Origin of the sequence: Flavobacterium sp. (assembly GCF_043780635.1) — a bacterium.
Taxonomy (GTDB): domain Bacteria; phylum Bacteroidota; class Bacteroidia; order Flavobacteriales; family Flavobacteriaceae; genus Flavobacterium.
This window is the reverse complement of record NZ_JAYWCK010000176.1, coordinates 1-25,753: the sequence shown is the minus strand read 5'-3', so window position 1 is coordinate 25,753 and position 25,753 is coordinate 1. Positions and strand designations below refer to the sequence as shown.

Annotated in this window: 15 protein-coding genes and 2 pseudogenes; 1 reads left to right on the top strand and 16 read right to left on the bottom strand. The window is 33.4% G+C overall.

The annotated features are described in order from the left end of the window. Nucleotides 1–355: GNAT family N-acetyltransferase (locus ACH2BV_RS15660; protein WP_395051721.1), on the top strand; the 355-nt coding region annotated here is incomplete at its 5' end. 139 nt (nt 356–494) lie between these two features. Here ACH2BV_RS15660 and ACH2BV_RS15655 read toward each other — a convergent pair. The 16 genes and pseudogenes from ACH2BV_RS15655 to ACH2BV_RS15580 form a co-directional block, all read right to left on the bottom strand. Further along, a pseudogene (locus ACH2BV_RS15655) lies at nt 495–590 on the bottom strand (DUF3037 domain-containing protein); the annotation flags it as partial. A gap of 73 nt (nt 591–663) precedes the next feature. After that, nucleotides 664–6,909 (bottom strand): T9SS type A sorting domain-containing protein, encoded by a 6,246-nt coding sequence (locus ACH2BV_RS15650; RefSeq protein WP_395051720.1) that lies wholly within the window; start codon nt 6,907–6,909, stop codon nt 664–666. Between the two features lie 394 nt (nt 6,910–7,303). Then, a pseudogene (locus ACH2BV_RS15645) lies at nt 7,304–7,606 on the bottom strand (VanZ family protein); the annotation flags it as partial. A gap of 164 nt (nt 7,607–7,770) precedes the next feature. Then, nucleotides 7,771–8,847, bottom strand: coding sequence for a glycosyltransferase family 4 protein (locus ACH2BV_RS15640; RefSeq protein WP_395051719.1), 1,077 nt, complete (start codon nt 8,845–8,847; stop codon nt 7,771–7,773). Nucleotides 8,848–8,849: 2 nt separating this feature from the next. Next, nucleotides 8,850–10,061, bottom strand: coding sequence for a DUF1972 domain-containing protein (locus tag ACH2BV_RS15635; RefSeq protein WP_395051718.1), 1,212 nt, complete (start codon nt 10,059–10,061; stop codon nt 8,850–8,852). 119 nt (nt 10,062–10,180) lie between these two features. Further along, a complete protein-coding gene (locus tag ACH2BV_RS15630) occupies nt 10,181–11,251 on the bottom strand; it encodes a glycosyltransferase family 4 protein (RefSeq protein WP_395051717.1) in 1,071 nt (356 codons plus the stop codon). A 2-nt stretch (nt 11,252–11,253) separates the two neighbouring features. Next, nucleotides 11,254–12,480, bottom strand: a complete 1,227-nt coding sequence (locus ACH2BV_RS15625; RefSeq protein WP_395051716.1) for a glycosyltransferase — start codon at nt 12,478–12,480, stop codon at nt 11,254–11,256. Further along, the gene (locus tag ACH2BV_RS15620; RefSeq protein WP_395051715.1) at nt 12,473–13,168 is read right to left on the bottom strand and encodes an acyltransferase; all 696 of its coding nucleotides are present in this window, start codon (nt 13,166–13,168) and stop codon (nt 12,473–12,475) included. Before ACH2BV_RS15620 ends, ACH2BV_RS15625 begins: the two co-directional genes overlap by 8 nt. Further along, nucleotides 13,168–15,549, bottom strand: coding sequence for a hypothetical protein (locus ACH2BV_RS15615; protein ID WP_395051714.1), 2,382 nt, complete (start codon nt 15,547–15,549; stop codon nt 13,168–13,170). The genes ACH2BV_RS15620 and ACH2BV_RS15615 overlap by 1 nt, the downstream gene beginning before the upstream one ends. A 136-nt stretch (nt 15,550–15,685) precedes the next feature. Beyond that, complete coding sequence (locus ACH2BV_RS15610; RefSeq protein WP_395051713.1) at nt 15,686–16,975, bottom strand: O-antigen ligase family protein; 1,290 nt, start codon at nt 16,973–16,975, stop codon at nt 15,686–15,688. After that, on the bottom strand, nt 16,975–18,090 hold the full coding sequence (locus tag ACH2BV_RS15605; protein WP_395051712.1) for a glycosyltransferase family 4 protein: 1,116 nt from the start codon (nt 18,088–18,090) through the stop codon (nt 16,975–16,977). Before ACH2BV_RS15605 ends, ACH2BV_RS15610 begins: the two co-directional genes overlap by 1 nt. Then, a complete protein-coding gene (locus tag ACH2BV_RS15600) occupies nt 18,081–19,313 on the bottom strand; it encodes a lipopolysaccharide biosynthesis protein (RefSeq protein ID WP_395051711.1) in 1,233 nt (410 codons plus the stop codon). Before ACH2BV_RS15600 ends, ACH2BV_RS15605 begins: the two co-directional genes overlap by 10 nt. Nucleotides 19,314–19,316: 3 nt before the next feature. After that, nucleotides 19,317–21,476: a GumC family protein gene (locus ACH2BV_RS15595; protein WP_395051710.1), complete on the bottom strand. Its 2,160-nt coding sequence runs from the start codon at nt 21,474–21,476 to the stop codon at nt 19,317–19,319. A gap of 13 nt (nt 21,477–21,489) precedes the next feature. Continuing rightward, the gene (locus ACH2BV_RS15590) at nt 21,490–22,218 is read right to left on the bottom strand and encodes a polysaccharide biosynthesis/export family protein (RefSeq protein WP_395051709.1); all 729 of its coding nucleotides are present in this window, start codon (nt 22,216–22,218) and stop codon (nt 21,490–21,492) included. Between the two features lie 27 nt (nt 22,219–22,245). Then, a complete protein-coding gene (locus ACH2BV_RS15585; protein ID WP_395051708.1) occupies nt 22,246–22,680 on the bottom strand; it encodes a response regulator in 435 nt (144 codons plus the stop codon). A 146-nt stretch (nt 22,681–22,826) separates the two neighbouring features. Further along, nucleotides 22,827–25,753: PAS domain S-box protein (locus ACH2BV_RS15580; protein WP_395051707.1), on the bottom strand; the 2,927-nt coding region annotated here is incomplete at its 5' end.

Here is a 25,753-nt window from a genome sequence, read left to right as displayed (position 1 = left end):
AGACAAAAAAAATACCATTCTAAGATTCACTGAGAACAACGAGATTATTGGTTGTGTGTTACTAATTGAAAAAAAAGATCAATTGTATTTAGGAATGTTGACCGTTTCGCCTACGCTGCAAAATAGCGGCATTGGAAAAAAATTAATGCAAAAGGCCGAAATTTTTGCTTCGGAATTGGGAGTGTTCAAGATTGTGATGACGGTGATAACCGTTCGGGAGGAACTTATTGCGTGGTACAAACGCCACGGCTATGTCGATACCGGAGCAAGAGAACCCTTCCCGGTGAGCGACGTTTTTAGTCAAACCTCTAAGGAACCATTGGAATTTATGGTGTTGGAAAAAAGGATTTCCTAGTTTTAATTGGTTGTATTCCTGAATTTTCGTCTAAACTTAACTTATAAATACCTTTGTCAAAGTTTGGAACTTTGACAAGGTTGCAATCCTAAATACTTTATTTTTTCCAAAGTCAAATATGTTTTTCCAATAGTAGCAATTACAAAACCAATTCATCAAACAAGCGTTGAGCAGTTTCTTCCAAATCTGTACACAAACCTGTATGCGGTCTGGAAGTTTGAATCGCCGAACTTCGGTGATATTGATTTATCTTCAAACCAAATATTAGATTTTATACAAATTTTTATTGAAGAAATGCCATAGTAAAACTACATTTTAATCATTCTTAGTGTTTTAATATCATTCCCTTGACGGATGATAATATTATATACACCAGCAGTATATTCCTCGCCTAATTCAACGGTATTGATATTGGCAGCATCAACTTTCTTGCTAGTAATCATTCTGCCTAACATATCATATACCATAACCTCAACTTTATCTTCACTAGCTGAAGTTAACTTTAATTTGAAGTTATACTTAAATGGATTTGGATAAGCTTTTACAGTATAATCCATAATAGCAACTGTGTTAGCTGATGCAGTTGATACTGTAGTTGTTGATGTGGTTGATACTGTAGCTGTTGATTTAGTTGATGCTGTAGTTGCTAATTTAGCTGTTGTGTTTAGCGGTGTAGAAACAACGCAGGACACGCCATAAGCACCCCAAACACCTTTTACATTTACTCCAACTCTAATAGTATAATTAGTTCCAGAAGTAGCTCCATTTGTTAACTGTGTTAAGTTAAACAAATTTGAAGTAGCATCGAAGGTTCTCACATTGGTTCCGTCAGTCACTTCAAATCTGTAGCCTTGTACGCCTATTAAAGCATCAGCATAGATAGAACTATTAAGGGTTGCCAAAGTAGTACCACAGAATTGTGCTTTTACTTTAGTTATCGCTGCCGGAGTATTTATGGTGCAAACTGTACCAAAAGGGCTCCAAATACCATTTACATTAGAAGCTACTCTAATAGAATAAGTAGTAGCATAAGCCGCGCCGCCTACTAGCTGTGTCAAATTGAATAAGTTGGCCGTATTAGTTAAATCATAAGTTATTACAGTAGTGCCGCTGGTCACTTCAAATCGATACGCTAGAGCACCATATACTGCTACATAATAAATTGAAGAGTTCAACGCTACCAAGGTAGTACCACATTGAGAATCTTTCACTTTAGTAAGTGCTACTCCTGGAGTAGTAATCGTACAAGAGACACCATAAGCTCCCAAAACACTATTTATAATAGCAGCTACTCTTATAGAGTAAGTTGTATTATAAGCTACTCCACCTGTTAGTTGAGTAAGGTTAAACAAATTAGTTGTGGCATCAAATGTTCTCACGTTGTTATTAGGATCTGTCACTTCAAAACGGTATCCTTGGACACCAATCAATGCATCAGCATAAACCGAAGTGCTGATAGTAGCTAAAGTAGTACCACAATTAGCTGCTTTTACTTTTGTTATAGGAGAAGGAGTAGTGATATCACAAGGTGATCCAAATCCACCCCAAACACCGTTTATTTTTACGGCAACTTGAACCGAATAAGTTGTGTTATAAGTAGCGCCACCAGGCAACTGAGTCAAGTTGAAAAGCTGTGTAGTTGGTTCGTATAATCGCACATCAGTGCCATTGGTTACTTGATATTTATAAGCCTGAGCTCCTGAAACTGGATTAGGATAGACCGATGAATCCAAATTCACCAAAGTTGTTCCACATTGAGAATCTTTAACATTGGTGGATTTATTACATCCCACATTTAAAATAAAGCTTTCATTAGTGTTGCAATTAGACAAGAAATTAAGTTTAATATTATCATTAGCAAATGGTGTCCCGACTGATACTGTGATAGCATTAGTTTCTTGGCCTGAAACGATAGACATCCATGATGGAACTGTCCAAGTAAAGTTTGTACCAATTGTATTTGGAACACTATAAGTTGCGGTTGTCAAATTGCAAACGTTTATAATACCAGTAATTTTCCCAATGACTCTCTTCAACGCTAAACTTTTCGTAGCACCTATGCCAAACTGTGTCATAGTAGCAACCGTTACATTACCATTAACAAAAGTAGTAATATCAAATCCCATTACTATACTGTTAGTTCCTTGCCCCGAAACTATGGTAGCGCCCTGAGGAACAGTCCATACATATTGAAGAGCATCTGATACTACTGGCACTATATAAGTAGCATAAAGTGTTGAATAATCTATTAATGTACCTATAGTGTCATACGTAATTTGAGCAATTCCACACAATGATTCTGGACCATAAATCGCTATAATAGGTTGACTTCTGTTGATGTCAAATGTTCTAGGAGTACTGGTGCCACAAGAAGAAATCATAGCTACCGTTATAGTACCCATTGTAAAGGTTGAAGCAAAACTTAAAGTAACCGAATTTGTGCTTTGGCCGCTAGCGATTGTAACCCCTGATGGTACGCTCCAAAAATATCCCATTCCTGAAACAGCTGGAGTCGTATAAGTTCCAGAAGTAGCTGTACTAATTTGCGCTAAACCATTTATAATAGTTGGCATTTGGATATTATTTACCCTGTATTCTAAAACATCACTCACGCCACAAGAATTAGTAGCGGTTACACCAATGTTACCTGTAACATAACTAATATCATAATTTACCTGAATAGTAGGCGTTCCTTGACCAGAAGTAATCGTTATTCCTTCTGGAACTGACCAGTTATAAGTCGCTCCCGTTAATGTATTAGCAACATAAGTTCCCGTAGTTATACCACAAGTGGCAATAGGCCCATTGATGGTTGATAATTTAGGTTTTCTGGTAATGGCAATTGTTTTAACTATTGATACTTGACAACCATTAGTAGCTTTTACCGTAATCACGCCATCTCTAAACAATTCGTCAATATTTACAACTACACTATTACCTACACTAGTATAAACTGATAATCCAGAAGGGAATGTCCAAATATAATCTGTAGCATTAACTACTGGAGCCACTGTATAGGTAGCAGAAGTTAATCCACATACTGTATTTAGTCCAGATATCTCTCCTATGCTTCCTAATAGCGGTTTAAAATCAATAGTTGCCGTTGCACTTTCAGCTGAAGAACAAGTTCCATTAGCTACAATAGCTCTGTAATACGTTTTAATTGAAAGATTAGTAGCAACTAAAGTTGTTGTTGTATTGACAATATCAGCTATTGAACTAGAGAAATCACTAGTTAAGGAAGATTGCCATTTAATAACATTACCCACTTGACCATTAAGGATTAGTGTAGTAGAGTTCACATTAGGACAAACGCTCGTTGAGCCAGCTATTGAACCTCCTATTGATAAAGCATCTATAGTAATAGTTGCAACACTACTATAAGCTGGGTCACAAGTTCCGTTTTGAACTACCGCTCTATAATACAACGTAGCCGTTAAATTTGTAGCTGTTAATGAAGCTGTTGTATTTGCAATATCAGTTACTGCTGATGAAAAATCACTAACCGATGACGACTGCCATTTAACTATATTTCCTAAGTTATTTGATAAAGTTAAAGTAGTTGTAGCATTATCGCTTAAACAATATCTTGTACTTCCTGAAACAGTTCCTCCAACTGAAGCTGCATCAACAATTATCATAACAGCATCAGAAGCCACAGTAGGACAAATTCCATTAGAAACTACTGCTCTATAATATCTTGTAGCAGTTAAATCAGAAGCTGTATAAGTCGAAGTATTTGCTCCTGAAAGGTTAATAAAGTTAGTGTTGTTAGTTGAATATTGCCATTGAATAGAGGTTCCCGAGTTGCCAGATAATGATAATGTAGTACTGTTGACACCTGAACAAACAGTGGTTGCTCCTGAAATAGTACCTGTTGAAGGTGGCGTAACCAATGTAATAGTTCCCACAGTACTGTTTGCAGCATTACACTTTCCATTAGTAACCGTTGCTCTGTAGTAAGTAGTAGCTGTTAAATTACTAACTACTAATGTATTAGAAATAGCACCTGCAATATCTGTAAAATCAACATTATTAGAAGATGATTGCCACTGAATTGCTCCATTATTTCCAGATAAACTCAAGGTTGAACTATTAATTCCTGTACAAACAGTATTGCTGCCTGATACCGTTCCCCCAACTGATGGAGAATCCACGGTGATTGTTGCAACAGTACTATTTACTGGTATACAAGTTCCTTTTTGAACAACTACTCTATAGTAAGTAGTTGCCGTCAAATTATCGACTGTATAAGAAGCGGAAGTAGCACCTGATATATTGTTATAAATTAAATTATCTGTTGAAGATTGCCATTGTAGGATTCCATTGTAGCCAGACAATGTCATCGTAGCAGTATTTGACCCAGAACATACTCTATCGTTTCCACTAATCGTTCCAGAAACAGTAACATCATCTACTGAAACTGTGGCAACTGAACTGTTTGCTGAACTACAAGAACCATTTGATGATAAGGCTCTAAAATAAGTCGTGGTAGTTAAATTAGTAGCTGTATAAGAAGCAAATGTTGCTCCAACAATATTCGAAAAAGTGCTATTGTTAGTTGATGATTGCCATTGAATTGTACCATTGTTTCCAGTCAACACTAATGTAGTTGAATTTGAACCAGGACATACCGAAGCTCCTCCTGAAACTGTTCCGCCAAATGAAACAGCATCAATTGTAATTACGCCTGACGAACTATAAGCTGATGTACACGAGCCGCTTTGAATTAATGCTCTATAATAAGTTGTTGTAGTAACATTCGATACTACTAGTGTAACTGAATTACTAGCTATATCCGTAATAGTTCCAGAAAAATCAGCATTATTAGAGGACTGCCATTTAATAACACTTCCTATTTTACCAGTCAAGGTTAAAACAGTTGAGTTTGTTGAACCTGCACAATAGCTTTTGCTGCCAGTAATATTTCCACCAACAGTAATTGGGTCAACCGTTATAGTTCCTGTAGAACTATATGCCAAAGCACAAGCCCCATTTTGAACAATCGCCCTGAAATAAGTTGTAGCAGTCAAGTTAGTAGCTGTTAAGCTTTGAGTAGTATTTGCTATATCAGAAATAGTAGATGAAAAATCAGAAACTGTAGAAGATTGCCATTTGATAATACTTCCTACTTTACCTCCCAAAATTAGCGTTACCGAATTAATTCCAGAACAAACTCTGGAACTCCCTGAAACTGTTCCCCCAACAGATGCTGGAGCAATAATAACACCAGAAGCTGAACTAAATACGGATGAACAAGATCCATTTGCCACTACAGCTCTATAATAAGTCGTAGTATTCAATAATCCAATTGTACTCGACAATAAAGTGGTAGAAGTACTTGCTATGTCGGTAGCTGTGGCAAATGAAGCATCATTTGATTTTTGCCATTTCACAACGGTTCCAATATTGCCTGTTAAAACAATATCTGAAGCAATTGCTCCAGCACATATGTTTTGGTTAGCACTCAAAGTCCCTCCAACAGAAGAAATTATACTTACAGCTTGTGTTACTCCTCCAGTTATGTTGTTACAAGTACTATCTACTCTTCTTACCCAATAAACAGTATTAGAAGTTGGACTTACAGTAATTGATGCATTTGTTTGTCCTGTAATGATATTAGAACCTACTGTAGAACCGGTACCCCATTGGTAATTCCCCGTTAAACTTAATGTACCTCCAGAAGCAGTTAATGTTGTATTTGTTCCGTTACATATAGTTGTAGTTCCAGTAATTGTTGTTGGAGCTGTTGAAGGATTTACAACTGTTACCACAGTAGAAACTCCACTTGTGGGAACACCTGTTGAACTTATAATTCTAACCCAATAAGTAGTAGTTACAGTTGGTGTTATTGAAATAGAAACAGAACTTTGTCCGTTAATAATATTTGAACCAATTGTGGTTCCAGTACCCCATTGATAAGTAGCGGTAGAACTTAGTGATCCGCCAGTAGCTGTTAATATAGTACTCGAGCCATTACAAATAGTTGTAATACCTGTTACATTAGTTGGTGCAACCGAAGGTCCTTCGGCGATAATGTTTGGAATAGCGCCATTACAAGCTGAATAATTAGGCTGGCTACATGTTACTATTCCATCATTAGTATTATCCCAAGAAGCAATAATATTGGTTAATCCATAAAATGAATTTACTTTTCCACCAGTTACGTAACCCGTAATTGGATAGTTTATTCTATAATTTGCTGTTAAAATGGCTCCAGGTGTAGTTGCTTGAATAAAAGTTTTAGTTCCAGTTCCAACTGATAAATTAATGAGATTAAATTCAACATATAAATCATATTTTAAACCAGTTTTTTCAACTTTAAGAAATACATATGCAGAGGTGTTATCCGGTAAACCTGCAACGTTAGTATCTGTAATAGGAGTTCCATCAGCAAGACCAATGAACGCCCCATTTATTTTTGTTGAATTAGCGGTACAATTCGATGTAGGTGAAACGCAAGGTCCAACTGTATAACGATTTAATTCTTGCGAATATGTATTACTAACAAACAATAAGAAAGGCAGTAAAAATATGATAAGTTTAGTTTTCATAATTTATTTATTTATTTATTTATGTTATTGACAACTAAACAACCTCTATGCCGATAACTTAATATATTGATTTTGTGGTGTTTATGATTTTATGAAGAATAATATTATTCCGTTTATTGGAAACATTTCTTAAATATGGAAAATAATCGCAATTGAATAATATAGAATCATCGCTATATAGATTTTAATTATAAAAAAGCAGTTTAGGATTATATCATTAAAAAATAGAATTTCAGACTTGCATAAAAAACTCCATTATTGCTAATAGAGTTTTTTTGTGGGTGATATTGATTGATCCTCAAACCAGATGTTGGATTTTCAATAAATTTTTATTGAAGTGTTGCTGGAAAAAACTCCAGAAATGAACCTGAGATTTTCAGCAATATTGATTTGACTATTCTACTATTGTTTTTAAAATTACAAACCCTATTACTACACCAATGGTATTTAGAATGATATCATCGATATCAAATACTCCTAATTTAAACAACAATTGCAATATTTCAATTATCAAAATCCCTGTTGCAGAAGCAAATAGTAATTTATCTAAACGATTTAACTGTTTGTGGAATGTTATCGGAAATAGAAATCCAAAGGGTATAAATACGACAATATTTCCAATGATATTAATAATAAATGGAGTCGTATTATTACTATTGTACTCGATGATGTAACTAAAAATTGTTTTAAACGGATATAAGTTATATTTAAATTCGTTTAAATATTAACGGTAATATGATCCTATATAGAGGCCCCAGACTACTATTATTGAATATATTGCCAGGGCTGAATTTATGGCAATTCTGGCAAATCTTGACTTAATCAATTCATTTAATTTTAGTTAATCATCAAATTATCTCTTTATCTCTGCTCTAATTTCTTTAATGTGGCCCTCCATTCGTGCAAGCTTTTTATCATCAATAATAATCGAACAATTCCCCAAAACACAATCATCATCAACAAAATTATTATTGAGGTTGATTGATAGGATATTAATCCAAAACCAATAAAAAATAATATCATACTAAAGGCAACTACTGAAACGGCAACTTTTTTATGAGTTAGTCCAGCAGTTAACAACAAATGATGCAAATGGGATTTATCCGCTTTAAAAGGAGAATTTCCTTGTTTTATTCTGCCCAAATAAACCCGTAAAGAATCTAATACCGGAATAGAAAAAAACGAAACAAGCAATAAAAATCCATAAGCGTATCCGTTTTGGGAACTACCTTGTTCTTCCATAAATTTTATACCTAAAGTAACCAAAAGAAATCCTAAAAAAAGCGAGCCAGAATCTCCCATAAAGATCTTCTTTTTAGACAAATTGAATCTTAAAAACCCAACAATGGCACCTAAAAATATGACACTTATCTTTCCTAAATAATAGTCATTGAAGTATACCGAAGCCAAAAGAAACATTGTAAAACCCAACACTGATAATCCTCCAACTAAACCGTCAACACCATCCATTAAATTGAATGCGTTTACAACACCCGTAATTACAATTATGGTCAATATATATTGGGCCCAAACGGCAATTTCATCTATTCCAAATAACCCATAAAGCGAAGAAATTCGGATTCCGGAAAAGGCTATAATAAGAGACAATAATAATTGAATAGCCAATTTATATTTGGCACTCACATCAATTTTGTCATCAATAACACCCACAATCAACAATACAAATCCGGAGGTAACAATGGGTAAATATTCCATCAAAAAAGGAAGTCTGTTACCTGACAACAATATTACAAGTACTGCCGAAAAAGCTATTGAAATTCCCCCAACAAGAGGTACGGGAGTAGTATGGACTTTTCGATAATTGGGTTTGTCCACCAAATTTACTTTCACGGCGATTTTTTTAATAATCGGAATGAATACTAGGGTTAATAGTAAAGCTAAAGTTCCAAATGCAAGAAATTCTATGGTTGTTTTCATAACTATCTTTTTTCGTGAAATAAGTTGTTGTTTAATAAATGTGATAATTGATATTCCTCTAAAAAAGAAGGGCTAAGATTCTTTGTTTCGGCAAAAACACTGGTTTTTATTGAAGTTGAAAGAGCTTCTTTTATCAATAATTCATATTGCTTGGAAATCGAACTCCAAGTATATCTTCGCATTGCGATGGACTTCATTTCTTTGCCTAAATTCTCTAAAGTGGCTTCCGTGATTGTGTCTAAAAGATGTATTAATTCTTCCGTTGACGAGAAATAAATTGCTTTATTTTCGGTGGTGGTTACATTATAAGAAACATTAAATGTTATCACGGGAAGTCCTAAATACATTGCTTCAACCAGCGATGGATTTGTTCCTCCTGCCGAATGACCGTGAATGTATAAAGCAGCATTTCCCCTGATTAAATCTATTTCTCTCTGATTGTAAATAGGGTCAAAAAGGAAGATGTTTTTCACATTAATGTACTTATCTTTTAGTTGTTTTCCATAATCACTATTATTCCAGTTTCCAACAAAAACCAAATTCATTCTAGGTGATTTTTCAAAGGCATCCAACACTAGATGCACATTGTTTTCGGGCTCAATTCTGCACACTTTTACGGCATATTGTTGTTTTAAAAAAGGATATTTTATAAAGTCAGCCTCTTCTGGTTTTACTTCCAAGGTATGGTCGGCGCCATATTCAATTACCCTGCTCAATGTTTCATAACGTAGTGCCGTATAATCCTGGATCGATTCATTATCAGAAATATCAATATGGGAATATTTAACGGCCAATTTTTCGGCCCACCATAAATATAGTTTTGCAAAAAGCGGCCATTTGTCTCTTTTCCATTCGATACCGTCTATAGAAATGATTATTTTTTTATTGGTAAAGAACTTGACAAAAGGCAAAATCCAAGCACCCGCAACTCCCAAAACAAGCAAAACATCATTCTTTCTTAGAGCGTGCAAAATTGAAAGCGTGTCATAAGGAATACTTTGTACGCCGTTTGCATCTAAAGGTATATAATGCAAGGAAGCGCCTTTGAAGGTAGCAATTCGCTCTTCTTTTGTGTATTTATTTTTTGAGCAGTACACCGTGAAATCATATTTCTCGGATAAATGGGTTACTAAATGATCTGCAAGTGTCTCAAATCCACCATATTTTGCAGGTAAACCTACTGTGCCAATGATGGCTATTCTTTTCTTTTCCATTTTCAGTGTTATTTTTTTATTACTGTGCCAAAAACAATGCTAAAAATATAATATGCTTATAATCAATAACTTATGAATATTTAACCTGTATAAGTATTCCAATTTTTGGAAATATTTCATTAATTGGACAAAATTCGTATTGATTCGTTTTCAAAATAATCTTCACCAAAGAATTTACTTTTCTTTAAGGCATCTTCACTCATTTGATGGTAAATGGTTTCATTTTGGAGTATCAGATTCAATTTTTCAGAAATTAGATTTACGTTTTTACTGCCGATCAAAAATCCGTTTTCGCCTTCTTCAACTAGTTCCACCACACCTCCAACAGGTGGAACAATCGTTGGCAAACCATAAGCCATTGCTTCAAGAACAGTTAATCCAAAAGTTTCTACCCAAAGTTTTGTATCTGATAAATTTAAAACCACACTGGCTTCTTGATAAAAAGGATGCGTATTTTTTTGTGTCGGATAGAGGATTAAATTTGATGGCAGGATTTCATTTTTGAAATACTCTTCAATTTCAGTTTGAGAAGCATTTACCACTAGTTTGAATGTGAATTCCGAATTCATTTTAGCCAATTTTACAAATTCGTTTACTCCTTTGTATGCTTTTAAGGAGCATATCATCAGGACGATTTTAGTGTCTTTTTTCGTATTCAAATGCAAACGTGATTGTTGAACAAAACTTTCTTCGAGCACATTATAAAGAACACTTTTTCTAATGTCCAAGGGCTCTTGGGCAGCCAAGAAATTGGACACATAAACCACTTCAGTAGCAGACCATTTTACCACTCCAAAAAGAAACTGTTTTAATATTTTTGGCTTCATCGAGGTTTCGTGAATATGGTAAATCACTTTGCATCCTCTTATTTTTCCAATAATTCCGGCTCCAAACGGCAAAACGGTGTTTACATAGACGATATCGTCTTTTTTTAAAATAAACAATAGTTGTAAAGCCAATAAAAACTGGCTTGCGAATAAAAAAAGTAATCTCAAAAACTTGTTTTCCATAAAACGATACCAGTAAAAATGATGCTCTACTTTTGGTATATTCGATAAAAAACCTTCCCTCCCACCACAAGTATACAAATGGGCTTCGATGTTATTTTTAGTCCAACCTTTGAGTAATTGCATCAAAACTTTCGGACTTCCGCTATAATCGTTTAATAAATGTATGGCTATAACTCTCATAATTACAATTGGTTATAAATATTTTTTAAATGTTCGCCTCGGCTATTCCAGGTGAATTTTTCTTCATATTGTTTTCGGGCTCCAAGGCTCATTTGATTCAAAAGATTGCTGTCAGAATGTAGTTTTACAAGCGCATCACTCAATTGCGTAACCGTGTTTTCATAATTCGATTCCGGAATTGTAATACCACAATTGGGAGTAATATATTGACCCGGACCTTCGTTGTCCAAACAAACTACAGGCAATCCAAAAGACAAAGCTTCGGCAACGACCATTCCTGCGCCTTCGTGTGATGGAAAAAGAAACACCGATGATTTTTCATAGATTTTCATCAGTTCTTTTCGGTCAATCCATTCTATAATTTCGACATAGGATTCCACATTATTGGCTTTAATTAATTTTTTATAAAAATCTTTTTCGGGTCCGGAACCAACAAGTGTTAGTTTACAATCTTCCCTTTTATAAATTGGTAAAGAATAAATAAATTTTATAAAAGAAAGCAACGTCAAATCAAATCCTTTTAGAGGAACAAAACGACCCACACTGATAATGTTGAAATTTTTATTTTCAGTTTTGGTATTCATTGCAAAGTCTTCAGTCGCTACCGATGGTAAAACTGAATAAGATTGTTCCTTTAATTTTAATATTGTTGGAACCCCAGCATTCATACACCAAATATGGGCTGCCTTTTTTGCAGTTTTTCTCAAAGAAAAAGAACAATTCCAAAAATATTTTTTCACCATCCAAGTGGCTCTGTCCTTTAATAAATATTTTGAAGAATAAGAAGTTAAATACTGTTTTGGAATTAGAGGATGATGTCCAACAGGTCCCCAAACCATTGGTTTATCCAGTTTCCACAAGAAACTTGGTGTCCAATCGTTGTGAAAATTCACGTTGTGGGCAATGTCAAAATCCAGGTTTTGTTTTCGCACAAAATTCACGATTCCCTTTTGCCACATATAATAATACAGCATCGCACCGCGACCTCCTTTTTTCCAAAAACGCATCCAATACGGCAAATCAAAATATAAAAAAGTGATGTTGTCATAAACAGCATCCGGATTTTCAGTCATATATTTTTCGATAGCCGTTTTGTTGTTTTCTCTTGTTACAGCTAAGACTTTGTTGAACCTCGCTATTTGATATACAAAATTCCAACCCATTGCATCTTCCGAGCCTTTATAAGGGTTCACGGCATAACAAGTTGCCAAGATAGTTTTGTTAGTCATTTTTTCTGTTTTTTAAAAGTTTGGCGGGAACGCCTCCAATAATACTGTTTTCGGGAAATGATTTTGTAACCACGCTTCCAGCGGCAATAATGCAGCCATCGCCTATATTAACTCCATCCAGGATGGTCACTTTACTTCCAATCCAGCAGTTTTTACCAATGATGATTCCTTTTCTGGAAACTCCCTGATGCCTGATAGCAGTTTCTAAATCTTCATAATTGTGGTTTTCGGGATGGCAACTCCAATATTGTCCAACGATACATTCATCTCCAATTTCCAAACCTCCGGCTCCTCCTAAATAAGCGAATTCGCCGATTCCAACATTGTTTCCTATCACGATTTTATTACCAATATTGTTGAGTGAAGTCGATACAATCACCCTGCTAAATGCGCCAATGCTCACATTGTCTCCAAATTGAATTCCGTTTTTGCTCAAAGCAGAAACATACACCTGATTCCCCAAGCGGAGGAATTTTCCCCATTTAATTTTAGAGATATTAAAAAAAGTAACTCCTTTTCCCAATAGCATTCCTTTTGGTTTTCTAAAACAAAAAACCACTTTGAAACCCCTTATCAATCCACTGATTTGGATAAAAATAAACTGAAATAAAGCCGACATATTCAATGCTTCATCAAATTCAAAAGAAGGATTTCGGAGTTGAATTATTGTTACAATTAGCTTTTTCATTATCTCGAAATTAGGATGGTTTTTACAACTTGATTTAGCGTTACTTCAAGATCAATATTGTTTATGGACTGATAAACCAAAGTATTGCTTTTAGATTGCAGCGACTCGAATAAATCGTGATAATCTGCTGTCAACTTCTCGATTGTGGCTTTGCTTAATTCCTCTTTCCTTTTCAAGATAATGTCTGCATCTGCAAAAAGGAAAAAATTGAATTCTGGCTTCAGAAGAAAATTGTAGAAAAATGAAGTAAGTTTTTTGGACAAAACAATATTGCTTCTCTTGCTGTCATTGATGAAATCAAAATAATAACGATCATAAATAACTACTTTTCCTCTAAGAATATATTTGAAATACACCACAAATTGTCCCAACAAATAATCTAAATAGTAATAGGAAAACCGAATGAACGAAGAGAGTGCACTTTTGTTTTTTCCTTGTCGTGGCAAGCCTTCAATTACGTCGAGATGTGCTTGTTCTTTTCCTTTTGACCAAACACTCAAAATGGGTAAAATAGATGGTCTGTGTCTCAAAACCACGACTGGTTTTCTAAGTTGTTTTTCAATTCGCAAGACTATATTCTCAATAACTGTCGATTTTCCTGCACCGTCAACTCCGCTGAAAGTGATTATAAAGCCTTTGTTGTTAATGCTGTTTTTCATAGTGTCCGTGTAATAGTTTATAGTGTTTTTAAGTCCCAAAATATTCTGGTTGCTTCTATTGCTTTTTATGAAATTAAGTACGTTTTCTTTGTTTTTTTTATTTTTTTCAATAGGATCTTTCAGAATTAAATCGAGAGGTGATTTTGAGTTTTCAATGGCAATTTCATTTTCTAAATATTTTACCGGAATCTCTGAATTGTTGAGAATGTAAAACAACATAATAAATCGGGCCGTATCTATTGAGGAAGCATTTTTTACTCCATATTCATTTAAAAAATGATTGGCAATAATCTGATTGGCATCCATAATTCGAAGATTTTTTATTTTTAATTGCCAAATCAAATCCAAGGACAATAAAGTTCCTTCCTTTAGAAATACCTGAACAGTATTCATAAAGGATCTTTGATTTAAAGTGATTTTAGAAACTAAAGCGTGATTTTTCAAAAAGGAAACAAGCAATTGGTTTGTCTTTTTATTGATTACCAAATCAATATCAGAATAGATGCTTAATTGCTCCGGAAAACCATTGTTGAATTTTAATGCCGCATATTCTTGGTTTTGCAACAAATCGAAAACATCCATTATAACTAATTCTCTCGAAGTTTTTTCTTCTACCATAAATAGATTCAAGGCTTCGTTCCAAACTTGTAATAGCCAATCTATTTGAACGTGCCATTTGGGTTGTTCCGAATATATTTTTAAATAATGGAGACAATTAGTGATTAGATACCATTTTAGATAGTCATTTAATTCGTCTAAATCATTATTAAATAATTGATTTCCAAACTCACTAACACATTCTCTTTTAATATCTTGATAAATTGTTGCCCAAGATTTATGATCCACCAAAACGCCTTGTTGTATAATAAAATGGAAATAATCAAATCCTTTAGGTCTTTCGAAACTCGCCAATTCCCAGTCGTACAGCGCAATTTTCCCGTTGCTTTCATACATATTCCATTGGGTGAAATCACCCTGGGAAAGGGATAGTTCTATTTTTTCATCCTCAGAACAGTTTTCAATCAGGGTTTTTATTTTCCGAACCATATTGATGGGTATTCTAGTATCATTAATACCCTTAAAATCATTTTTTAAGGAGTTCAGCAATTCCCATTCACCCAATTTCAAGGTATGCGATTCAATAGTGCTCATTTCCAACAATGCATCTAAATGACTGGAAGTTATCGATTTTAGTCTTGTTCCATTTTCAGAAACATCCGATAATTGAATAATTTCATTCGAAATTTGGAAAGATTTTGGAGAGATAAATATATTATTTGTGCTGTTTATTTTCTTTAAAACCTGCTGTTCCCTTTTTATTAATCCTTGTGCATTTACAGTTGTGGCTATTTTATAAAAGGAATAATTGGCATACAAAATCGCTTTGTTATTGGGTCCGATAGTCCCTGTAAACAAGGCCCAATCTTTGGTGTAATCCAAAACAGGATTGCCAATTTGTGTTGCGAAATATGTTTTTTTGCTGAAAACTATTTTTTGCAATTTTAAAATAAAAACCGTTTTTAGTGCGGTCGCAAATAACCAAGCTCTTAGACTTCCAATATTATAGAATTTTAAAAATAGTGGTTTGTTGCTGTTGGCGTTCCAAATCCATCTTGGAGAACCATCAGGATTTTTGATATACAGCAGATTAAAAATAAGATCATTCGAGTTGTTTCTTGTCGAAGAAAGTGAATAGCCAATTTTTACGAAAATATTTTCCATTGTAAAATGTTTTATTTTCCATATCTATTTACACAATCGTGCCAATTTTAAAAACCATTGAAAATCAACAAGTTAGTGTATTTATTTAAAATATTTATTCCATATTTTGGAATAATGCCAATTTTAGGAAGATGTTTTAAGCCAAAAGTTCCGGTCTTCTTTTCTTTAAATACAGCTTTTCAGCTGAGGATAAAAGCGTAGTATTCTTGAAAGAAACCGAGAAAATAATCATTTGATAGAATAGAATTCCATAATTGCTTTCGCCAAAAATGCCAAATTCAGTAAACGAATTGATTAAAACAGGAATAAGTATTCCAATCAGCATTAACCGAGTTTCTTTATTCTCCGAAAAAAAAGCGTGGAAAGTAAAAAACATCTGGAAAATAGCAATGCACAATCCTATAAAACCCAAATTCATCAAGACTTGCATAAAAGTATTATGAGTCATTTTACCAGGATAAGTGTGAACGCTTTGAAAAAATTCTTTGTAATCTATTCTCATATAACCAAAACCTAAAAGTGGTTCTCGTGGTAATCCTTCAGTAATCAATGCTTGCCAAAAAGGTAATCTTCCAGTCAGGGTCAAAATTTCTTCCATTCGTTCTTTATCTCCCCCTTTAAGAATGATTTGGTTAACGGCAAAAGGAATAACTAATAAAACAGCTCCCATAATGGCCATTTTCAAACCTTGCTTTTTGGTTTGATTAATATGGAAAAAGATAATTATCAAAACTCCAATCAAGGAAGATCGTGAACCCGTCATAAACAAGGCATACATAATGATTAGGATTTTAATGATTGTCCAAGCTTTTTTTTCCTTGCGGTATAAATCGAAAATCAAACAAGCCACACCAACACCAGCAAGCATACCGAGTTCATTGGGGTTCATCATCACGCCACCTAAACGGGCTTCTTCGCCTCCATTTGTCAACCGGAAGAAAGTGTCGGGATCAATCCACATCCCCACTACAAACACCAATTGTAACACAAATACTGAATTGCCCAATAAATGATATAAACGGATGTTATGCCCTTCGAAAAAGCTGTCCAATACTTTAATGCTCTTAATGAAAAAATAGGCAAAAACCAAACTTTGAAAAGTCATAAACCATTGTAATGCACTGAATCCTGGATTTGTACTCCAGGTAAAAGATATAAATCCCAATCCCATATAAGCCAAATAAAACAAGGGAGAAAATATGTTTTTATATCCCATTGTATTCACTGCACCATATCGAATAATTTTATAGTAAATCCCAATTGAAGACAGCATTAAACCCATTCGCCCTACCACTTTTATCGCCCTGGTAATATTGATATTTTCACTCCAAGTAAAAAAACAAGCCACCATCAATAGCAAGACAATAAACATATAATTGTTTATTTTTTTTAAAAAAGCCTCGTGATTAACCGTAGTTGCAGTCATTATATTTTGTATAAATCAGTATTAAACTGAGTAATTAATTTTTTCCAATTGTAATTATCTTCGACCATTTTAATTGCATTTTGTTGCATCTCTTTAAATTCAATAGGATTTTTCCAAATAGAAAACAACTTTTGCATTGCTTCATAAAGTTGTGTACTACTTTGTAAATAGATAGTTATTCCGGCCTTACAATTCATTATTTGAGAACCTATATTAGTTGCATCTGTGACAATACAAGGCTTGCCAAAACTAGCTGCTTCTATAACAGACAATGGCAATCCTTCATTTCTTGAGGGATGAACGAAAACATCCATTTTTTGTAATAATTCTTCTTTTTCAGTGCCAAATTTACTCCCATAAAGAATAACATTTCTATCGAGTGATTTTGCTTTAATCTGTTGCTCCAAAATGGTTTTCTCTTTGCTGTCTCCAACAATCCAAAGCTGTGCTTCTGGGTGGTTTATTTTGAATTTGGCGAAAGCGTTTATTAAAGTGTCCAGTCCTTTTGTATAGATATCCAATCGGCCAATAAATCCAAAAACTATAGTTGAATTAGCTGTATTTTCAATAGTTACCGTTTTATCATTTTCATATCCGTATGGCAATAAGATTGATTTTTTGTTTTGGAATATCTTTTTCAATCCATTGACTTCACTTTTCCCTATACAATGAATTTTTGAAGTTCTATTGAGCATTTTTGTTTCAAAAAGGGAAAAATAGATTTTCTTAGCCCAAGAACTTCTTTTCATTGCAATAGTATTGTATGCTCCGTGAGGAGTAAAAACAAACTTGATTTGATGTTTATCCAGCAATTTTGCCAATGAATAAAACACCGGAATCCACCCACCGTGAAGATGAAAGACAGCTTTGTCCTTTTTTTCGATTATGGCTGATTTTAATTCTTCTGAAATTGCAAAAGGATTGCGTTGTTTCAAAAATAATTGCGTTTCAAAATTGCGCTCGCCATAATTATTTTCTTTGTCGTTTGTAATGCCCCAAACTGAAGCCTTTACATTGAAATTCACTTGTTTTGTGGCCAATTGATACACTACTTTATTCACGCCATTCATTCTTTCAGGATTGGCTTTTCCGAGAACAATGTGAATTATTTCCATAATTGAAATTGATTTTTTTTGAGTTGACTTTGCCAATACACAATCATAATTATTTGATTGATTATAAGTCCCAAAACCGCTCCGTAAAGCCCCGAATATTTCAACAAAAAATGAAACGAAACGATTGAAAACGCAAATGAAAGCAGGTAACCTATAAAGAATATTTTATTCAGAACCAGCACTCTCACTGCAATTCTTATTGGGTAACTTAGAAATATGAAGAAATACAAGACTGAAATTATTTTCACTACATAATCATAATTTTGATATTTTTCTCCACCTGCCAAGACAATGATTTCTTTTGAAAAAGCGAAAAATACAGAAAGAAAAATTCCAAAAAAGAGGGCTCCAAATAGGGTTATTTCAACAAGGTATTTTTTGGCTTTAGCGACATTTTCGCTGTATAGTAATGCCACTTTTGGTAAAAAATAATTCTCGACTGTTGCCAATGCGATATTAATCACACCAAAAAAAGACTGAACCAAACGCAATGCTCCCAAAGCTTCTATTCCCAAATAAACTCCAGAAACCAATACAAAAAAGTTGCTGGATGACCATTGCAATACAGCAGTACTCAACAACCATTTTCCTTGAAAAATATGGTTATCTGCAAACAGTCTCCAGGAAACAGGTCTTTGATAATTTTTGACGATAAAAAACAGACCAGGAAGTGATGAAATCAGGTTTGATACGCCAATTATCCAAAGGGTGTTTGTCAAGCTAATCTCGTTTTTTAGAAAATAAAAGAACGCCATAACTAATACCAAAAAAGCGATATCAATACTAATAACATAGATTATTTGACCTATTCCCAATAATAATTTTCTAAAAAAATCTTGTATAAGTAACCCTATTGTGAAGTACAAAAAAGGGTTTATCAGTGCTTTATAATCTATTGATGCAGGCAAAATTGAAGCAATCAGTTTGACCAAGAAAATCAAAACCAACAGCAAAGACATTTGTCCAAGCAATAAAAAAATGTAATACTCTTTTTTTTGCAAAACCTTCCCAATCGAAACCTGAAACGGCTGAATTATCAGGGCATTCGTGGCACTCATTCCCAGATAAGCAACAAGAATCATACTCGAAAAGAATCCAAAGTCTTTTATGTCCAGTTTTTGGGCTAAAAATAGTGTCAGTAAAAAGTTTGTTCCACTAAAAACAGCTTGGTCAAAAAGGACCAGAACTGAAGGTGAAAACACTATTTTTTTTATGGCGTTCATTATCTAAGAATTTCTTTTATTAATGTATTTATTCCAAAAGTTTTTGATTTCAACAAAAACACTCGGGTTGTAACCTGCCTTGTTTAAAACGAACCAAACATTTGGCAATTGGAATTCGTCTTTTAATAATTCCATTTTAATGATTGTTTTTTCAGCGGTTTTTCGACTGTCTAAAACAATTAGATTTTGAGTAGCTAAACTCATAAAAAGCAATGCCAACTTGTCTTCTTTTATGGATTGATTGTGAACAATGCACAAATCGAAGTTCTTCATTTTATCCTGGATTTCATTCTGAAAAACGGATTGAGTATAACTAAGATATTTTGAATTCGAAAAATTGAGATAATTCGTACTATCGAATTTGTCTCCTAATTGTCCAGTGGCATCAATAACCAAAACTTTTCTTCCTTGATTTATGAAGGCATTGGCCAAGTTCTTGGAATGAAATAGATGATCTTCGGCCTTATCATATGAACTTATAACCAAAATAGACTGGTTTTGAATCATTCCTTTCAGTTCCATTTGAATCGCTTCCTTCAGAAAATTGTCTTTTATGTTTTCTTTAAGTTTGATAAATGGCGTTGTTAGTGCAATAGGAATGGTGCTGTTTTTTTCGATAGTGAACTCATCATTAACTTTTGCTTTTGCAAAATGAACCAAGTAAATAAGTAGGATTGAACCAAACATTCCCAAAATGGCAGCAACCACGATTATGATGGACCGAATAGGAGAAACTGGTGTTTGAGAAATTTCGGCTGGGGTGATTATTTTGTGAAAAGCAATTTTTGCCGATCGGGCTATTTCTGCATCAATTCGTTTACTGTTCAAAAAATTGTAATTGGTCTCATACAGATTAAACTCCCTGTTTAAAATGGTCAATTCTTTTTCTTTTTCAGGCAAACCAATAAATACTTTTTCGAACTCATTAATGTCATTAGAAAGTCCATTGTATTTTGTTTGCAAACTCTTTTCGGTGTTTTTGATGCTTTCTATTTGATAGTCAATCAAGTCTTTTAACTTGGCATCTATTATTTTTACTTTTTCTTCTTCAGGAGTGTAAGTAATTAATAAATCTTTTTTATCGGCTTGTAATTTCTTCATATTTTTGACCATTTCAGTCGAAAGCAAATCGGTAAATGCTTCGAAATTTGCAGCCAAATCTAAATAGTTTTTTTTGCCAGAAGCGATGTATCTATTCAACTCTTTTATCGCATCAAGATTCATTTTTATGTTGGTTTGCTCAATTTTCAACTGTGAAATTTTTCGCAAATCGGTTTCTGTTTCTTGTCTGATGTTGACGATGTTTTTCTTGTCCCTGAAATTTTGAATGTTATTTTCAGAAGCTGAAAGTCTTTTATTAGAACTGTTAATCTCTTCTTTCAGAAAATCAACCGTAGTATTTGCAGCTCTAAATTTACTTTCGATATAATCTTTGATGTACATTTCGGCTAGTTTGTTTACAAAAAGAGACGCTTTTTCAGGCACATTACTTTTCATATTGATTCTAATAACCGGAACATCTTTATCCACTGGAACGATGTCAAGATTTTTATCGATTTTGGCTAGTATTTTTTGAGTGCTCAAAAACTCAAATTCGTAGGTGTCAATGATTTTTGCGTCTTTTTTGGATTGAATATAAGGTTCGTTGAGACCGATTAATAGTGTTCCGCCTTTTATTCTCATTGGTTTCCCGAATCTTCCCGGAATTCCATTTTTAGAATCCGGATAAAAAAATTGGTATTCATTATCCGAAATCACGTTCAAACCATAGCGTTTGTCTAATGCTTTTTCCGATTGAAAAGTTCCTTCGACAGTAATGGGTGAATTACGGAATAATTCCACCGTCAACATATCGCCTTTTCTATAGATTTCTTTGTCAAAAGGCAATTCGTCAAGGGTTTTTCCAATCAATTTAGAAGATTTTAAAACCTCAATTTCTGTGGCTATTTTATTTGCAGAAGCAAACACATCTAAATCCTTGAACAAATTAGCGCTTGGAACACCTTCTTCTGTGTCTGCTAATTTTAGTTTTGCCGTGCTTTCATACATTGGAGTCACATAATTCAAGTATTTTTTAGCGGATAAAACAGCCAAAACCATTACCAAAATAATTATAGGGAATCCCCTGAATAAGGGTTTGAGTAATCTAAGGTTTTCATTCATAACTTTATATATTTTAGAATAAACCAATTACAATTGCTGCAGCAGTAATTGCTGTCGTAAATGGGATTATGACAGATATTCTTTTGTCAAACTCTTTGTTCTTTTTTGATGGCACTATTACAACATCACCAGGATGGAGCGTAATATTGGTATTCAAAATATCAGCATCAGTCGTCAAGTCTAGATTAGTAACCCTAACATTTTCGCCTTCTTGCCGTAAAATTTTAACTTTCTTAATATTAGCATAAGCATCAAAACCACCAGCTTTACTAATTATTTGTAAAAGATTGACATTGTCAGTATCAATTTTAATTGCATTTGGAGATTTTACTTCTCCCAAAACGGTAATTTCTTTATTGAGTATCTTAACATCAATCACAGGATTTACTAACCATTTTTTTAATTCATTTTTAATTTCCTCTTTTAGTTCCGGAACCGTTTTATTCAATACATTTCTGGTTCCAATTTTAGGGATTTCAATATTTCCATTAACGTCAACCATCAACCATTTTCCATAAACTTCATTTGAGTTGTATATGCCATAAGTCGAACCTACACTCAAATTATCTTCTCCCCAAACTGAAATTGATATTTTATCGTCTTTTCTTATTTTGTATTGATAACCAGCATCATACTTAAAAGAGGAATTGTCATTTATTTCAGTTTTGCTTTCATATATGTTTTGCGTTTTACACGAGGCAAAAAGAAGAGTTAGTAATAGTATTTGTATAATTAATTTCATTGTCTTGGAATTTTGGGGTTTTAGAAATTAAAAAAAGAACAGTAATCGTTGTATAAAGTTTGGATTTGATTTTTTAAGTTCTTCTTTTACCATAATAATTTTATTTATGATAAGACTCATCTTTTCTTCTACGCTGTTATCTTTGATGATATAATCAAAGGCACCATATTTAAGGGCATCAACAGCTGTTTTTATCGTTTCTTGACCAGAAACCATAACTACATAGATGTTTGGATTATAGCGTTTTATTTTTTTTAATACTTCAAATCCTGAAATATCATCCATATTGTGGTCTAAAAAAATGATATCTGGATTTTGATTTAGATTGCTCAAACAATTTGCTCCATTACTAAAATAGCTAATATCATTGTATCCCATATTTGTTAGGAACTGCTCGTGCATTGTAGCACAATAATTATCGTCGTCAACGATAAAAAATTTGAATTGATTTTGATTTTCCATAATAATGTATATTTTTTTCAAATGGATATACCAATGTCAAGCCAAAAAATTAAATAACTGATTTACAATAACTTAACTATATTTCAATTGTTTATTTTTTCCAAAATTTGGAAAAAATTTCCAAAACAGGAAGAAATAAATCTGAATTAATCCTTTTTAATGTGATCTAAAAGTTGCAATACAGTTTGTTCTAAAACTTCTTTTACGATTGTAAAAAGTTCCCTAATTTGTTCTTTATCGTTTGTTTTATCTGCTATTTTTTCGAGTTGTTTTATTTCTGAAATTATCGATGTAATTCCTAGACTTTCTACGCTCGGTTTAATTTTATGAATCAAACGGCTTACTTCTTTAAAATCTTCTTTGCTTATAGCACTAGCTGATTTTTCAATAGTATCAGTTGTTTGTTCTACAAAAATTGCAATCATTTTAACAACAAATTCATTGTTGCCTCTGCTTAAATTTTGTAGAGAAGTCAAATTATAGAGTTTATCTGTCGAATATTTTGCTGAAAATTCTGATTTTGGAAGGGCTATTTTTTTGTTAACGGTATGCTTTGCAATGGTTTCTATTAAAACATCCTCATCAAAAGGTTTGGTAACATAATCATCCATACCCGCTTTTTTACATTTATCAATTTCGGTTTTAAAAGCATTTGCAGTAAGCGCAATAATAGGTGTTGTGAGATTGAGTTCTTTTCTAATAATTTCGGTGGCTTCGATACCTCCCATTTCTGGCATTTGGATATCCATAAGAATAATATCGAATGTTCGGTCTTTTAAAATGGCAATGGCTTCCAATCCATTTTCAGCCTCGGCAACTTTGCAATTATAATACTGTAAAGAATTTTGAGCTACCATTCGGTTCATATAATTGTCTTCGACCAGCAAGATTGAGATATTGTCTAATTTGGTAACAGGTTTATCAATATTTAGGTCTTCTATGAGCTGTTTACTTCCTTTTAGATAATTGAGGTATATTGAGATTGTAGTTCCTATATTTTTTTCGCTTGTAATTTCTATTCGACCGTTCATTAATTTTACTAATTCTCTGGTGATAGACAATCCTAAGCCTGTTCCTCCATATTTTCGGGTTATGGCTTTATCTTCTTGCGAAAATTTATTAAATACATTCTCAATAAAACTACTTTCCATTCCAATTCCTGTATCGGATATTGAAATTTGCAATTTCTGAGAAATAGCGTTGTCATCAACAACTTCACAATTTATAGAAATGCTGCCTTTGTTTGTAAATTTTATTGCGTTTCCAACTAGGTTAAATAAAATTTGCTGTAGTCGTAGCGTATCTCCCTTTAATACTTTTTCAACTTCTTTTGAAATTGTAACGTTTAGTTTCAGTCCCTTTTGTTTTAACATTGGCTGAAGCACTGTTGCCACATTTGAAATTGATTTTTTAAAGACAAAATCCTCGTCTTCAATTGACATTTCACCGGCTTCAATTTTTGAAATATCTAAAACATTATTAATGATGGCTAATAAATGCTTCGAAGCAATGGAACTATTATCGATGTATTTCCTTTGAAGTTCTGACAATTCTTGTTTGTCTAGCTCTCTTAGAAATCCAATAATTGCATTGAGAGGCGTTCTCATTTCGTGACTCATATTGGCCAAAAACATTTCCTTGGCTTTAGACGATTCTAACGCTTTTACTTTTTCTTTTTCAAGATCAATTTCTAATTGTTTTTGTTCGGTTATATCTAAATGAATTCCTATAGAACCTATTACATTTCCTTTACTATCATAATTAGGTGCTCCACTAATTGCCCACCATTTTAGTTCTCCTCTTTTATTCTTGATGGGGAGTTGATAAATGCTCGAGGCGCCTTGTTTTCTTAATTCATTTTTAGATTGAATAGTATCCAAATTCTCTCCAAATACAAAAATATCCGATGGGTTTTTACCTATAAGTTCACTTATTTCATATCCAGACATAGACGCAAAACTCGGATTTACATATTGGATAATCTCGTCAGTATCGACTTCAAGCAATCCAAGGTTCATATGGGCAATTACATTTTGGTACTTTTCTTCTTGAATTTTGCGAATGTTTTCTGCTTCCTTTTTTTCTGAAACATCTTGAATAAAGGCGCAGAAAAAGACTTGATTATTTTCATAGATTGGAATTATTGACATTTCAATTGGAAATTCGATTCCTTTTCTATTGAGAGCGGTAAGATTTAATGGTATATTTAAAGCTGGTCCATCCCCGGTTTTAAGAAAATGTTTCATTCCCCTATTATGGGCATCAATATATTGATGAGGGATAATTACTTTAGATAACTCTTTTCCTAAAACCTCCTCGTTATTCCATCCGAAAATAATTTCTGCTTGATGATTCCAAAATGTAATGATACCGTTTATGTCTATTGTTATGATGGCATTTAATGAAGCATTCATAATCAGTTTACTTCGGTTTTCACTTTGAATAAGTTGATTTTCGACTTCTTTTCTTTTGGAAATATCTTGAAGAAACGCACAGAAATAAGTTTCTTCATTTTGTGTTACAGGCGTAATAGTTATTTCAGCAAGGAATTCCTTACCGGATTTCTTTACTCCAAAAAGCTCCACTTGTTTATTGATGAATTCATTCTCTCCTTCGCTTAAATACTGTAAAATAGAATAATTCCAAAGTTCTCTGTTGCGTTCCGGAATCATAAATTCTGTAAATATTTTCCCTAATACTTCCTCTTCTTTCCAACCAAAAACAATTTCAGCTTCATCGTTCCAAAAAGTGATTCTTCCTGTATAATCAGCAGTAATTATAGCATTTAATGCAGAATTCATTATTATTTTAGTGCGCTCTTCACTTTGTGTTATTAACCTTTCAGCTTTTTTGCGTTCGGTTATATTACGGGCAATTGCGTAAAATTCTCCTGTAATTTCATCAGGATTAGCAACCCAGTTTATTGACAGGTAATCGCCATCTTTTGTTATAAACCGATTTTCGAAGTTTATCATTTTTTCTCCTGTTGCTAATTTTTTAATTTCATTAGAAGTGATAGTAACATCATCAGGATGAATGAAATCATAAAACGGTTTTGCAAGCAATTCTTCTA